Raw genomic sequence first — 12,487 nt, forward strand, 5'->3', positions numbered from 1 at the left:
TTGTTGGCCGCGGGAGGGTCTGGTTACCTCTCCCTCAGCTTCACATCGCCAAATCCGCCCCCTGTCGGGGTGACGATGATGACCGCCTCGCCTTCCTCCAGCACCTTCTGGTCGCAGCCTTGAAGGACCTCGGTGGAGCCATCCAGCCGGCGCACAAACCCTTCTCCCAGCTGGCCTTTTTCCCCTCCGTCGACGCCGAACGGGTGGATGCGGCGGTGGGAGGAGAGCAGGGCGCAGTCCATCCTCTCAAGGAAGCGGATGCGCCGGTAAGTCCCTGATCCCGCATGCCAACGCCCCCGTCCGCCGGAGCCGGGGCGGATGTGAAAGTCTTCCAGCAGAACGGGAAACCGCGTCTCCAGCACCTCCGGATCGGTGAGGCGGGAATTGGTCATGTGCACATGCACGCCATCCGTCCCGTCAAAGCCGGGGCCGGCGGGGGAGCCGGAGCAGATGGTCTCGTAATACTGATAGACGTCGTTGCCGAAAGTGAGGTTGTTCATGGTGCCCTGGGAGGCGGACATGGCCTTCAGCGCGCCGAACAGGCAGTTTGTAACTGCCTGAGATGTCTCGACATTTCCCGCCACCACGGCGGCCGGATAGACCGGCGACAGCATGCACCCCTCCGGCACAACGATGCGGATGGGCCTGAGGCACCCCGCATTCATGGGGATCTCGTCCTCCACCATGACGCGGAACACATAGAGCACCGCAGCGCGGGTGACGGGGGCAGGGGCGTTGAAATTGGTGGGCTGCTGGGGAGAGGTGCCGGTGAAATCCACCGTAGCTTCGCGCTTCTCCTTGTCCACCGAGATCTTGACCTTGATAACGGTGCCCTGGTCCATCTCGTAATGGAAGGAGCAGTCGTCAAGACGATCGAGAACGCGGCGCACGCTTTCGGCCGCATTGTCCTGCACATGCCCCATATAGGCCTGCACCACATCGAGGCCGAACGTGTCGATCATCTTCAGGAGCTCGCGCACGCCCTTCTCGTTGGCGGCGATCTGCGCCTTGAGATCTGCAATATTCTGTACCGGATTGCGGGCCGGATAGCGCGCGGAGGTGAGCAGATGGCGCAGTTCGGCCTCGCGGAAGGTGCCTTCTGCGACCAGCTTGAAGTTGTCGATATAAACGCCTTCTTCCTCGATATGGGTGGCCAGCGGGCTCATGGAGCCGGGGGCGACGCCGCCCACGTCCGCATGGTGTCCGCGGGAGGCGACCCAGAACAGGATGGCTTTTCCGGCGTCGTCGAAAACCGGCGTTACCACTGTAATATCAGGCAGATGCGTCCCGCCGTTGTAGGGGGCGTTGAGGGCGAAGACGTCGCCGGGGTGGATGTCGCCGGCGTTCTCGCGGATGACGGTTTCGACCGAGCGGTCCATGGAGCCGAGGTGCACCGGCATGTGCGGGGCGTTGGCGACGAGATCGCCCTCGGCGGAGAAGACGGCGCAGGAAAAGTCCAGTCTTTCCTTGATATTGACCGAGTAGGCGGTGTTCTGGAGAGTCACGCCCATCTGCTCGGCGATGGACATGAAGAGGTTGTTGAAGACCTCCAGCATCACCGGGTCGGCATGGGTGCCAACCGCTTCTGATCGTTGAAGTTTTTCCGTCCGGGTGAGGATCAGGTGGTTCTTGGCCGAGACCTCCGCCCGCCAGCCCTTCTCCACCACCACCGTCTGGTTCGGCTCGATGACGATGGCCGGGCCCTGCAAGCCCATGCCGGGCCTGAAGTTTTCCCGCTTCACCACGGGCGCGTCATGCCATGCGCCGCGGGCGAAGAAACGGGTCTGGGAGGTATCCGAAGGTGTACCGGCATGCAGTGGAAGGTCAGGCTCGGCGATGCCGGCGCCGCCGCCCGCCGAAATCACCTCAAGCGCTTCCACCACAATGGTTTTTTCCGGAGAGACGAAGCCGAACTGGGCCCGGTGCTTGGTCTCGAACTCGGCGGTCATCGACGCGATGTCGGCGAGCTGAACCGGGAGTGCAGTATCGGTTCCACCATATCTCAGGTGGGCTTTCGCCTCTGTCAGGATCGAGTCAGTCAGGATGCCCTGCGCAGCCAGTTCGGCACGAGTGGCGGCGGCCAGTTCGGCTTTCAGATCAACCAATGCGGGAATGAGGGTTGTGGTCATCTCCTCGCCCACGGCGCGGGTGCGCTGGGCGCGGACGGAGGCGAGGCCCATGCCATAGGCGGAGAGGAGGCCGGAGAAGGGGTGCAACAGCACCTTGGTCATCCCGAGCGCATCGGCGACGAGGCAGGCATGCTGGCCGCCGGCGCCGCCGAAGCAGTTCAGGGCGTAGCGGGTGACATCGTAGCCGCGCTCCACCGAGATCTTCTTGATGGCGTTGGCCATGTTCTCCACCGCGATGGTGACGAAGCCGTCCGCCACCTCCTCGGGAGTGCGCCCGCCGCCGATCTCCTCGGCCAGATCAGAGAACTTCCGGCGCACCACCTCGGCGTCCAGCGGCTGGTCCTGGGCGGGGCCGAAAATCCTGGGGAAGTAGTCGGGAATGAGCTTGCCCAGCATCACGTTGGCGTCGGTGACGGCCAGCGGCCCGCCGCGGCGATAGCAGGCGGGGCCGGGATTGGCGCCGGCGGAATCCGGGCCGACGCGGAAGCGCGCGCCGTCATAATGCAGGATGGAACCGCCGCCCGCCGCCACCGTATGGATGCGCATCATGGGCGCGCGGATACGTACGCCCGCGACCTCCGTGTCGAAGGCGGTCTCCAGCTCCCCGTCATAGTGGCAGACATCGGTGGAGGTGCCGCCCATGTCGAAGCCGATGATGCGGTCGAAGCCCGCCAGCGCCCCGGTCTCCGCCGCGCCCACCACGCCGCCGGCCGGGCCGGAGAGCAGGGCGTCCTTGCCCTGGAACAGATCGGCGGCGGTGAGGCCGCCCGAGGACATCATGAACATCAGGCGGATGGCCTCGCCCTCGGCTTCCTTGCCAGCCCCCTCGGCGCCGCCGGACAGCTCCTCCGCCACCTGCCGCACATAGCGGCGCAGAATGGGTGAGAGATAGGCGTCGGCCACCGTGGTGTCGCCGCGCCCCACCAGCTTGATGAGGGGGGAAACCTCGTGGGAGACGGACACCTGCGGGAAGCCGATCTCCCGCGCCAGCGTCGCCACCTGCTGCTCGTGCTCGGGGAAGCGGTAGCCGTGCATGAAGACGATGGCCACCGCCGCGATGCCGTCCGCCTTCGCCTGCTCCAGCGCGGCGCGCACGGTGGCGAGGTCTGGGGCGGCTTCCACGGTGCCGTCGGCGCGGACCCGCTCGTCCACCTCCAGCACACGCTCGAACAGCATGTCCGGCAGTACGATCTTCTTGGCGAAGATCTTCGGCCGCGCCTGATAGCCGATCCTCAGCGCATCCCTGAAACCGCGGGTGGTGACGAGCAGGGTGCGGTCGCCTTTGCGCTCCAGAAGGGCATTGGTGGCAACCGTGGTGCCCATCTTCACGGCAGAAACCAGCCCCGGCGGGATCGCCGCGCCGGCAGGGAGGCCGAGCAGTTCGCGGATGCCGTGCACGGCGGCGTCGCGGTAGGCCTCCGGATTTTCCGACAGCACCTTGTGGGCGACGAGGCTGCCATCCGGCTTGCGGCCGACGATATCGGTGAAGGTGCCGCCCCGGTCGATCCAGAATTCCCAAGGTGCGGGGGAGGGTGCGGAGGCGGGCGGAGAGGGGGCCGCCGCAGCTTCGGCTTCGGCGGCTGCGCTCGTCTTCACATCGTCGCTCGACATCGGCCCCGTTTCCCGTCTGGATGGTGGCTGGCGGGGTTGGCAGGCTTCCTGCTCCCCTGTTTCGGACGCAGCGAGGGCGCGCCCGCGAGGCACGATGCCCCGCTCACGAATAAGGAAGTCACGAGGGCGATAAAACGTCAACAATTTGTTGACGAAATATCGAAGGCGGGAGAACATCCCTTCAAGAGCGCCTGAATGCCGGTTCTTCTTGGCGGGCAGAACAATGGCGCCGGTCTCCAGAGGGGTTCCGATGACCAGCGAAGAATTCCGTCACCGAACGGGGGCCGCGCGGACCTGCGCCCAGGCCCCGGCGTACACCCCGGCGTACACCCCGGGGGCGCCCCGATGATCCGGAAGCTGCTCGATGGCCTTTATTTCGCGTCCGGCGTGGTGGCCGCCGGGTTTCTCATCATCATCTTCCTGTTGATGATGGGCCTGTCGGTGGGCCGGCAGTTCGGCATCAACATTCCCTCCGGCGACGACTTCGCCGCCTGGTCCATGGCCGCCATGGCCTTCCTCGGCCTCGCCCACACGTTCCGCTATGGTGAGATGATCCGTGTCGGCCTGCTGCTGGAGCAGCTCACCGGGCGGCGGCGGCAGGCGCTGGAATTGTTCGCGCTCGTCGTCGCCATCGCCTTCCTCGCCTATTTCACCTGGAACGCCGGGCGCCTCACCTATGATTCCTGGCGCTTTGACGACATGTCCCAGGGCGTCGTCGCGGTGCCGCTGTGGATCCCCCAGACGGGGTACGCCGCCGGCCTCGCCATTCTGCTGATCGCCATGGTGGACGAGTTCGTCAACGTCGCCCGCGGCAATCGCCCCCGCTACGAGAAGGAACCCGTCTCCTCGCCCGAGGAACTGGTGGAGCGCATCGCATCGGGAGGCGGCGTCTGAGCCATGCCGCACCTCGATCTCATCCAGCTTTCGCTGGTCCTCCTCGTCTTCCTCATCGCCATTCTCGCCTCCGGCGTGTGGATCGCCCTCGGGCTGGGGCTCGTCGGCCTGCTGGCCATGGTGCTCACCACGCCGGTGCCCATCGGCCAGGTGCTCGCCACCACGGTGTGGAGCGCCAGCGCCTCGTGGACCCTCGCCGCCTTGCCCCTCTTCATCTGGATGGGCGAGATCCTGTTCCGCACCCGATTGTCGGAAGAGATGTTCCGGGGTCTTGCCCCGTGGCTGCAATGGCTGCCGGGCCGGCTGCTGCATGTGAACGTGATCGGCTGCGGCATCTTCGCGGCGGTGTCCGGCTCCTCGGCCGCCACCTGCGCCACCATCGGCAAGATCGCCTTGCCGGAGCTGGATAAGCGCGGATACGACAAGGGCATGAGCCTGGGCTCGCTGGCCGGCTCCGGCACGCTCGGCCTGCTCATCCCGCCGTCCATTCCCATGGTGGTCTATGCGGTGACGGCCAACGTCTCCGTGCTGCAGGTGTTCCTGGCGGGCTTCCTGCCGGGCCTGCTCGTGATGGGGCTCTATTCCGGCTACATCATGCTGTGGTCGCTGCTCAATCCCAGCCGCACGCCGCCGCGCGACCCGCACATGCCGTTCGTCGAGAAGCTCCGGCAGTCGGCGCGGCTCGTGCCCTGCCTGTTGCTCATCGCGGCGGTGTTCCTGTCGCTGGTGCTGGGCATCGCCACCGCCACCGAATGCGCCGCCTGGGGTGTCACCGGGGCGCTGGCGCTGGCGTGGTGGAGCGGCACGCTCACCTGGAAGACGCTGGTCGAAAGCGTCATGAGCGCCACGCGGCTCAGCTGCATGATCATGCTCATCATCGCGGGGGCCGCCTTCACCACCGCGGCCATGGCCTATACGGGCATTCCCGTGGCCCTGGCGGAGTGGGTGCAGGGGCTCAACCTCACCCCCGGCAAGCTCGCCCTCGCGCTGACCGTGATGTACATCATCCTCGGCTGCCTCGTGGACGGCATCTCCATGATCGTGCTGACCGCGGTCATCGTGCTGCCCATGGTGAAGCAGGCGGGCTTCGACCTCGTGTGGTTCGGCGTCTACCTCGTCATCCACGTGGAGATGGCGCAGATCACCCCGCCGGTGGGCTTCAACCTGTTCGTGCTGCAGAACATGAGCGGGCGCGATACCTTCTCGGTGGCGAAAGCGGCATTTCCCTTCTTCATTCTCCTCAACATCGCGGTCATCATCATCACCACGTTTCCGGAGATCGCCCTGGTGCTGCCGCGCTGGGTGTTTCCGGGCGGCTGATGCCGCAGTTCAGGCGTTTCCGCGCGGGCCTTCGGCACAGTCCGCGCGGCACATGAGCGTAACGCATCGGCGAAGGTCGCAGACCCGCGCCGCTGCGATGAGGGCAACACGTTCGAGACCTTCCCAGGAACCAGAGAGAGACCAGACATGGCGCCTTTCCGCACCCTTGCTCCCGCGCTCCTCGCCGCCGGCCTCGCCGCTCTGGCGAGCACCGCGCCCGCCGCCGCGCAGACCAAGTGGAACCTTGCCTCGGCCTATCCGGCCGACAATTTCCACACCGAGAACCTCGCCCAGTTCGCCAAGGACGTGGAGGCGGCCAGCGGCGGCAAGCTCGCCGTGACGCTCCAGCCCAACGCGGTGCTGTTCAAGGCGCCCGAGATCAAGCGCGCCGTCGCCACCGGGCAGGTGCAGGCGGGCGAGGTGCTCCTCTCCATCCATGAGAATGAGGACCCGATCTTCGGCATCGACGTGGTGCCCTTCCTCGCCACCTCCTACGGCGCGTCGAAGAAGCTGTGGGACGCCTCCCGCCCCGCGGTGGAGAAGAAGCTCGCGGCGCAGGGCATCAAGGTGCTCTACGCGGTTCCGTGGCCGCCCCAGGGCCTGTTCTCCAAGAACGCCGTCGCCAAGGTGGACGACCTGAAGGGCGCCAAGTGGCGGGCCTACAACGCCGGCACCTCGCGCATCGGCGAGGCGGTGGGCGCCCAGTCGGTCACCGTGCAGCAGGCGGAACTGGCGCAGGCGCTCGCCACCGGCGTCGTCAACGCCCTCATCACCTCGTCCGCCACCGGCAACGACGTGAAGATCTGGGAGAGCATCCCCTATTTCTACGACATCCAGGCCTGGCTGCCGAAGAACGTCGTCTTCGTGAACCAGGCCGCCTTCGACGCCCTCGACAAGCCCACCCAGGAGGCGGTGCTGAAGGCCGCAGCCGCCGCCGAGGCCCGCGGCTGGAAGCTCTCCGAGGAGAAGACCAAGGCCTATATGGACATCCTCGCCGCCAAGGGCATGAAGGTCGCCCCGCCCGCGCCCGAGCTGAAGGCCGGCTTCGAGAAGATCGGCGGAACCCTCACCGAGGCGTGGCTCGCCAAGGCCGGCCCGGCGGGCCAGGAGATCATCGCCACGTACAAGAAGTGAAGGCGCGGACCGGGGACGGGCCCTCCCGCCCCCGGTCTCCAGCCAGGACCGTCTCGTCAGGATCGATCCCGTGACCAAGGACACCCCCAAGAAGGCTGGCGAGAGCAAGGCCGGCGAGAGCAAGGCCGCCGAGGGTGCCGCCCGTCGCAAGGCCGGCCCCTCCATCGTCTCCTCCGCCCATCTCGCGGACGGGGCGCTGCCGGCGCTGTCGGAGTTCGAGTTCGGGCTCAACATGCTCACCCACGCCTACGGCCGCTGGATGGTGCGCTGCATGGCGGCGGCGGGCGTGCCGGACCTCTCGGCCCTCGACGTGCTGATCCTGCACCATGTGGTCCATCGCGACCGGCCCAAGACCATCGCCGACCTCTGCCTCGTGCTCGACGTGGAGGATACTCACCTCGTCACCTATGCGGCGAAGAAGCTGCAGGGCCTCGGCCTCGTGGAAGGTGGCCGCCGCGGCAAGGAGAAGACGCTGGCCGCGAGCGACACCGGCCGCGCCGTCTGCGCGCGCTATCGCGAAGTGCGCGAGGCGCTGCTCGCCGACGCGGTGGCCGCGACCGGCATCGACCCGGCCCGGCTCTCCGAGATCGCCGCGCTGATGCGCACCCTCTCCGGCCATTACGATCAGGCCGCCCGCGCGGCCGCGTCGCTCTGAAGCCGGCTTAGAATCTCCTCCACCAGCCATGGTGCGCCGGGGGCGTTCGGCTATGATGGGCCGTCGCCCCCACCCGGACCGCAAAGGACGGACCGCGCCTCATGTGGCTTGACGATCTGCGTCCCTTCCGTCCCGCAGCGGCCGACACGCTCCCCTGCGCGACCGAGGAGGCCTATCGCGCATTCGGGCTGGCGAGCGGCACGGTGGGCGATACGGTGCCGGCCAGCCTCCCGTTCGGCCGGCTGCGGCTGTTCTCGCGGCAGAATGCCCGCGATGGCGTGGCCCCCGCCCGGAGTGTTCTGGTGGTGGCGCCCATCGCCGGCGGCTTCCCGTTCCTGATGCGCGACCTCGTTGCCGCGCTGTTGCCAGCGGCCGGACGGGTGGGCATCACCGAATGGCCCAATGCGCGCTATCTGCCGCTCGGCGCCGGCCGCTTCGGCTTCGCCGAGAACTGCCTGGAGACGGCGCAGATGGCCCGCGCGCTGGCGGTGACGGGGCCGGTGCATATCGTCGGCGTCTGCCAGGGCGCGCTGCCCGCCTTCGCCGCCGCCTGCCTGCTGGCGGAGGAAGGCCTGCCGGTGGCGAGCCTCGGCCTGATGGGCGGGCCCATGGACCCGGCGCGCAATCCCACCCGCCTGTGGAAGATGCTGCAGGAGCGCTCGCTGGAGGCGCTGGAGGCGCAGGTGATGGAGGAGGTGCCGCAGGGCCTGCCCGGCGCCGGGCGCCGCGTATTCCCGGCGTGGCGGCAGATCGACACCTTCGCCCTCTACCTCTGGCGGCAGTCCATCACCGGCGGGGAACTGCCCATGCGCCTGCTGTTCGACGATGGCGACGACCCGCTGTGCTTTCCGCTCTCCCGGCTGTGCTGGACCATGATGGACGTGCCGGCCGAATTCTTCATGGAGAACGTCTCCACCATCTTCCGCGACAATGCGCTCGCCCATGGCACGCTGGAGATCGCCGGACACAGGGTGCGGGCCGAGGCGCTGCGCGGGGCGCTGCTGACCGTCGAGGGCACGGACGACGACATCTCCGCCCCCGGCCAGACCGAGGCCGCGCACGATCTGTGCCGCGGCGTGCCGGACGCCCTGCACCGCCACGTCAGCGTCGCGGGCGCCGGCCATTTCGGCCTGTTCTACGGCCGCAGGATGCGCGCCACCGTGGTGCCGGCGCTGATCGAGGTGATGGAGGCGGGCGAACGGGCGCTGTGAGCGCCCCGCTGCCCGCAGCCCCTCAGTTCCGCAGGCCCTCAGTTCCTCAAGCCCGGCGCTTCCTGGCCGGTGCGGGCGACATATTCCGTGTAGCCGCCATTGTACTGGTGGATGCCGTCCTGCGTCAGCTCCAGCACCCGGTTGGAGAGGGCGGCGAGGAAGTGCCGGTCGTGGGAGACGAACAGCATCGTCCCCTCGTAATCGGCCAGCGCCGCCACCAGCATTTCCTTGGTGGCCATGTCGAGATGGTTGGTGGGCTCGTCCAGCACCAGGAAGTTCGGCGGGTCGAACAGCATCTTGGCCATCACGAGCCGCGCCTTCTCGCCGCCGGAGAGCACCCGGCAGCGCTTTTCCGCGTCGTCGCCGGAGAAGCCGAAGCAGCCGGCGAGCGTGCGCAGGGCGCCCTGTCCGGCCTGGGGGAAGGCGTCCTCCAGCGTCTCGAACACGGTGCGCTCGCCCTCCAGCAGGTCCATGGCGTGCTGGGCGAAATAGCCCATCTTCACGCTGGCGCCGACATTGACCGTGCCGTCGTCCGGCGCTGTGGAGCCCGCGATAAGCTTGAGCAAGGTGGACTTGCCGGCACCGTTGACGCCCATGACGCACCAGCGCTCGCGGCGGCGGATGTGGAAGTCCAGCCCCTCGTAGATGACCTTGCTGCCGTAGCTCTTGTGGACGCCCTTGAGGCTCGCGACGTCCTCGCCGGAGCGGGGCGCGGGGGCGAATTCGAAGGCCACGGCCTCGCGGCGGCGGGGCGGCTCCACCCGGTCGATCTTCTCCAGCTTCTTCACCCGGCTCTGCACCTGCGCAGCGTGGGAGGCGCGGGCCTTGAAGCGCTCGATGAAGGCGATTTCCTTGGCCAGCATGGCCTGCTGGCGCTCGTATTGCGCCTGCTGCTGCTTCTCGTTCATCGCCCGCTGGCCGGCGTAGAACTCATAGTCGCCGGAATAGGTGTTGAGGCTGCCGGCGTCGATCTCGACGATCTTGTTGACGATGCGGTTCATGAAGGCGCGGTCGTGCGACGTCATCATCAGCGCGCCGTCGAAGCCCTTGAGGAAGCTCTCCAGCCAGATCAGGCTCTCGATGTCGAGATGGTTGGAGGGCTCGTCGAGCAGCATCACGTCGGGCCGCATGAGAAGGATGCGGGCGAGGGCCACGCGCATCTTCCAGCCGCCGGAGAGCTTGCCCACGTCGCCGTCCATCATCTCCTGGGAGAAGCCGAGGCCGGCGAGAACCTCCGCCGCGCGGCCCTCCAGCGCATAGCCGCCCAACTCCTCGAAGCGGCCCTGCACCTCGCCGTAGCGCTCGACGAGGGCGTCCATCTCGTCCATGCGGTCGGGATCACCCAGCGCCGCCTCGATCTCCTTCAGCTCCGCCGCGACGGTGCTGACCGGGCCGGCGCCGTCCATCACCTCGGCGAGGGCCGAGCGGCCGGACATCTCGCCCACGTCCTGGCTGAAATAGCCGATGGTGATGCCGCGATCGGCCGAGACCTGGCCCTCGTCCGGCGTCTCCTGCCCGGTCATCATGCGGAACAAGGTGGTCTTGCCGGCACCGTTGGGGCCGACGAGGCCCACCTTCTCGCCCTTCAGCAGCGCCGCCGACGCCTCGATGAAGACGAGCTGCCGGCCGTTCTGCTTGCTGATGTTGTCGAGGCGGATCATGGGAAAAGGGCACCCGGGGCTCTGGGGATCGTTCGTCCCGGGGGCTTAATGCATCTTTGTGCGGTGCGAAAGGGGCGGCACCCGCCTCAGGCGGCGCGATAGGCGCGCAGATAGTGGGCCTCGAACATCCGTTTCACATGGTGCAGCGGGCCGAGCCGGGGCAAGGCGAAGTTGCGCCGCGTGTCGCGGAACACCAGCATCCCCGCATCCAGCGTGTCGACGATGCAGACGAGTTCCGGCCGGAAGGTCTCCCGCTCCGGCCGGCCGGCGAGGGCGGCGGCGATGTTGCGGGCGGCGGCGCGGGCCTGCAGGTCGGCCTGGTGGGCCTGCTTGGGCATCCAGTCCGGGCCGGGGAAGGAGCCCGCGTCGCCCGCCACGTAGACATCGTCGAGACCCTGCACCGCGCAGGTGGCATCGGCCGCGACGAAGCCGCCGGGCGAGAGCGGCAGGCAGCTCTCCGACAGCCATGCCGGTCCGGTGAGGCCGGGCATGAAGAGGATCAGGTCGGCGGGAATCTCGCCGCCCTCCGTCACCACCCTGTCGGGCGCAAAGCGCAGCGGCTTGTGGCCGAGGTAGGTCTTGATGCCGCGCCGCTCCATCTCCTTCAGGAGCCCGCCGACGGCCTTCGGGCCAAGGCGCTGGCCGGGCTGGGTGGAGGCGTTGAAGAAGACCAGATCCACGGCCTCCCGCCGGCCCTGCCGACGCAGCAGGGTGTCGAGGCCGAACAGGAACTCGAACATGGGCCCGCCGCGCACCGCCGAGGGTTCTTGCGGATTGGCGCCGAACCCCACGGCAATGGTGCCACGCGCGAGGGCCGCGAGGCGCAGGCGCAGGGCTTCCGCCACGGCGATGCCTTCGCAGGGGATGAAGGCGTTCTCGATGCCCGGCAGCTTGCGGATATAGCGCCCGCCGGTGGCGATGAGCAGCACGTCGTTCTCAATGACGCCGCCGCTGGTGTGGACGCGTCGCCCGCCGTCCGTCACCTGCTCCACCGTCGCGGCGATGTGGCGGACGCCGTGGCGGGCGAAGAAGCCTGTGAGCGGGATCGTCAGGTCCTCCGCCCGCCGCAGCCCTGCCGGCACCCAGATGAGGCTCGGCAGATAGGTGAGCACGGGGTTGGGCGACACCACCGTGATGTCCGCCCCGACGGGCCGCCGTCGCAGCTCGCGCACGGCGGTCAGCGCCGCGAAGCCGGAGCCCAGAATGACGATGCGTGGCGCGGACATGGGGGTCACTCCGCCGGTTCGAGGTGGGAGCGCGGGGTCTTCGCCGGCGCGGCGGGGCCGAAGTCACCGTCCACGTCGGCACCGAGATCGGCGCGCCAAGGCCGCCACATCTCCAGCCCCACGAGGATCAGCACCAGCACCGCGGCGAGGCCGACGGCCATCACCGGATAGGAGAGGCCGGTGAGGTCCATGAAGGTGATCTTGCCCGGCCCGGAGGCGGCGAGGACCGGCTTCAGCACCGGCTCGGCATAGCCGAAGGCGGTGGCGCCGGCGATGCCGCCGAGGAGGGTGAAGAGGGCGTCGCGATAGCCCACGCCGACCTGCGCGAGCACCGTGCCCGGGCAGGCGCCGGCCAGCGCGATGCCGGCACCGAGCATCAGGCCGCCCACCACGTCGGCGGCATAGAAGGTGGCCTTCGGGGCGAGCTTCACGAGGCCAAAGCCGTGCAGTGCCGCGATCACCAGCGCACCGGTGGCGACGGCAGTGAGGAACACCTTGAGCATGATGAAATTGCGGAACTGCATCTGTCCCACGATCATGCCCGGCTCGAACACGCGGGACTTTTCGAGGGCGACGCCGAACACCGTGCCCATGAGCAGGCCGATGACGATGGATTGGACGAGAGACATGGCGTTTCTCCTTGCCG

9 protein-coding genes are annotated in these 12,487 nt (G+C 68.1%); 5 read left to right on the forward strand and 4 right to left on the reverse strand.

The genetic code is table 11. From position 1 onward, the window contains the following. Nucleotides 1-23: 23 nt before the first annotated feature. Entirely contained in the window at nucleotides 24-3,740 is a 3,717-nt protein-coding gene (locus ACE3QW_RS18400) for a hydantoinase B/oxoprolinase family protein (protein ID WP_374253086.1), read from the reverse strand. 345 nt (nucleotides 3,741-4,085) lie between these two features. Here ACE3QW_RS18400 and ACE3QW_RS18405 point away from each other — a divergent pair, with 345 nt between their 5' ends. The 5 genes from ACE3QW_RS18405 to ACE3QW_RS18425 all read left to right on the forward strand — a co-directional run bounded on the left by ACE3QW_RS18405 (nucleotide 4,086) and on the right by ACE3QW_RS18425 (nucleotide 8,954). Then, complete coding sequence (locus ACE3QW_RS18405; protein WP_024280966.1) at nucleotides 4,086-4,634, forward strand: TRAP transporter small permease; 549 nt, start codon at nucleotides 4,086-4,088, stop codon at nucleotides 4,632-4,634. 3 nt (nucleotides 4,635-4,637) lie between these two features. Then, entirely contained in the window at nucleotides 4,638-5,954 is a 1,317-nt protein-coding gene (locus ACE3QW_RS18410) for a TRAP transporter large permease (RefSeq protein WP_029555856.1), read from the forward strand. Between the two features lie 147 nt (nucleotides 5,955-6,101). After that, nucleotides 6,102-7,088 (forward strand): TRAP transporter substrate-binding protein, encoded by a 987-nt coding sequence (locus ACE3QW_RS18415; RefSeq protein WP_250167359.1) that lies wholly within the window; start codon nucleotides 6,102-6,104, stop codon nucleotides 7,086-7,088. 163 nt (nucleotides 7,089-7,251) lie between these two features. Next, nucleotides 7,252-7,743, forward strand: coding sequence for a winged helix DNA-binding protein (locus tag ACE3QW_RS18420; RefSeq protein WP_156026438.1), 492 nt, complete (start codon nucleotides 7,252-7,254; stop codon nucleotides 7,741-7,743). Between the two features lie 101 nt (nucleotides 7,744-7,844). Beyond that, nucleotides 7,845-8,954: a hypothetical protein gene (locus ACE3QW_RS18425; protein ID WP_374253090.1), complete on the forward strand. Its 1,110-nt coding sequence runs from the start codon at nucleotides 7,845-7,847 to the stop codon at nucleotides 8,952-8,954. Nucleotides 8,955-8,992: 38 nt separating this feature from the next. Here ACE3QW_RS18425 and ACE3QW_RS18430 read toward each other — a convergent pair whose 3' ends face one another. The 3 genes from ACE3QW_RS18430 to ACE3QW_RS18440 form a co-directional block, all read right to left on the reverse strand. Further along, nucleotides 8,993-10,615, reverse strand: a complete 1,623-nt coding sequence (locus ACE3QW_RS18430; RefSeq protein WP_168457604.1) for an ABC-F family ATP-binding cassette domain-containing protein — start codon at nucleotides 10,613-10,615, stop codon at nucleotides 8,993-8,995. Between the two features lie 86 nt (nucleotides 10,616-10,701). Further along, complete coding sequence (locus ACE3QW_RS18435; protein WP_374253092.1) at nucleotides 10,702-11,841, reverse strand: NAD(P)/FAD-dependent oxidoreductase; 1,140 nt, start codon at nucleotides 11,839-11,841, stop codon at nucleotides 10,702-10,704. A 5-nt stretch (nucleotides 11,842-11,846) separates the two neighbouring features. After that, on the reverse strand, nucleotides 11,847-12,470 hold the full coding sequence (locus ACE3QW_RS18440; RefSeq protein WP_374253094.1) for a YeeE/YedE thiosulfate transporter family protein: 624 nt from the start codon (nucleotides 12,468-12,470) through the stop codon (nucleotides 11,847-11,849). Between the last annotated feature and the right edge of the window lie 17 nt (nucleotides 12,471-12,487).

The organism is Xanthobacter sp. (genome assembly GCF_041911315.1).
Lineage (GTDB): Bacteria > Pseudomonadota > Alphaproteobacteria > Rhizobiales > Xanthobacteraceae > Xanthobacter > Xanthobacter aminoxidans.

Excerpts from the sequence above, each read along its gene's own strand:
- ACE3QW_RS18430 (WP_168457604.1), bottom strand. The coding sequence starts at position 10,615 with ATGATCCGCCTCGACAACATCAGCAAGCAGAACGGCCGGCAGCTCGTC.
- ACE3QW_RS18425 (WP_374253090.1), top strand. The coding sequence starts at position 7,845 with ATGTGGCTTGACGATCTGCGTCCCTTCCGTCCCGCAGCGGCCGACACG.
- ACE3QW_RS18415 (WP_250167359.1), top strand. The coding sequence starts at position 6,102 with ATGGCGCCTTTCCGCACCCTTGCTCCCGCGCTCCTCGCCGCCGGCCTC.
- ACE3QW_RS18410 (WP_029555856.1), top strand. The coding sequence starts at position 4,638 with ATGCCGCACCTCGATCTCATCCAGCTTTCGCTGGTCCTCCTCGTCTTC.
- ACE3QW_RS18405 (WP_024280966.1), top strand. The coding sequence starts at position 4,086 with ATGATCCGGAAGCTGCTCGATGGCCTTTATTTCGCGTCCGGCGTGGTG.
- ACE3QW_RS18440 (WP_374253094.1), bottom strand. The coding sequence starts at position 12,470 with ATGTCTCTCGTCCAATCCATCGTCATCGGCCTGCTCATGGGCACGGTG.
- ACE3QW_RS18435 (WP_374253092.1), bottom strand. The coding sequence starts at position 11,841 with ATGTCCGCGCCACGCATCGTCATTCTGGGCTCCGGCTTCGCGGCGCTG.
- ACE3QW_RS18400 (WP_374253086.1), bottom strand. The coding sequence starts at position 3,740 with ATGTCGAGCGACGATGTGAAGACGAGCGCAGCCGCCGAAGCCGAAGCT.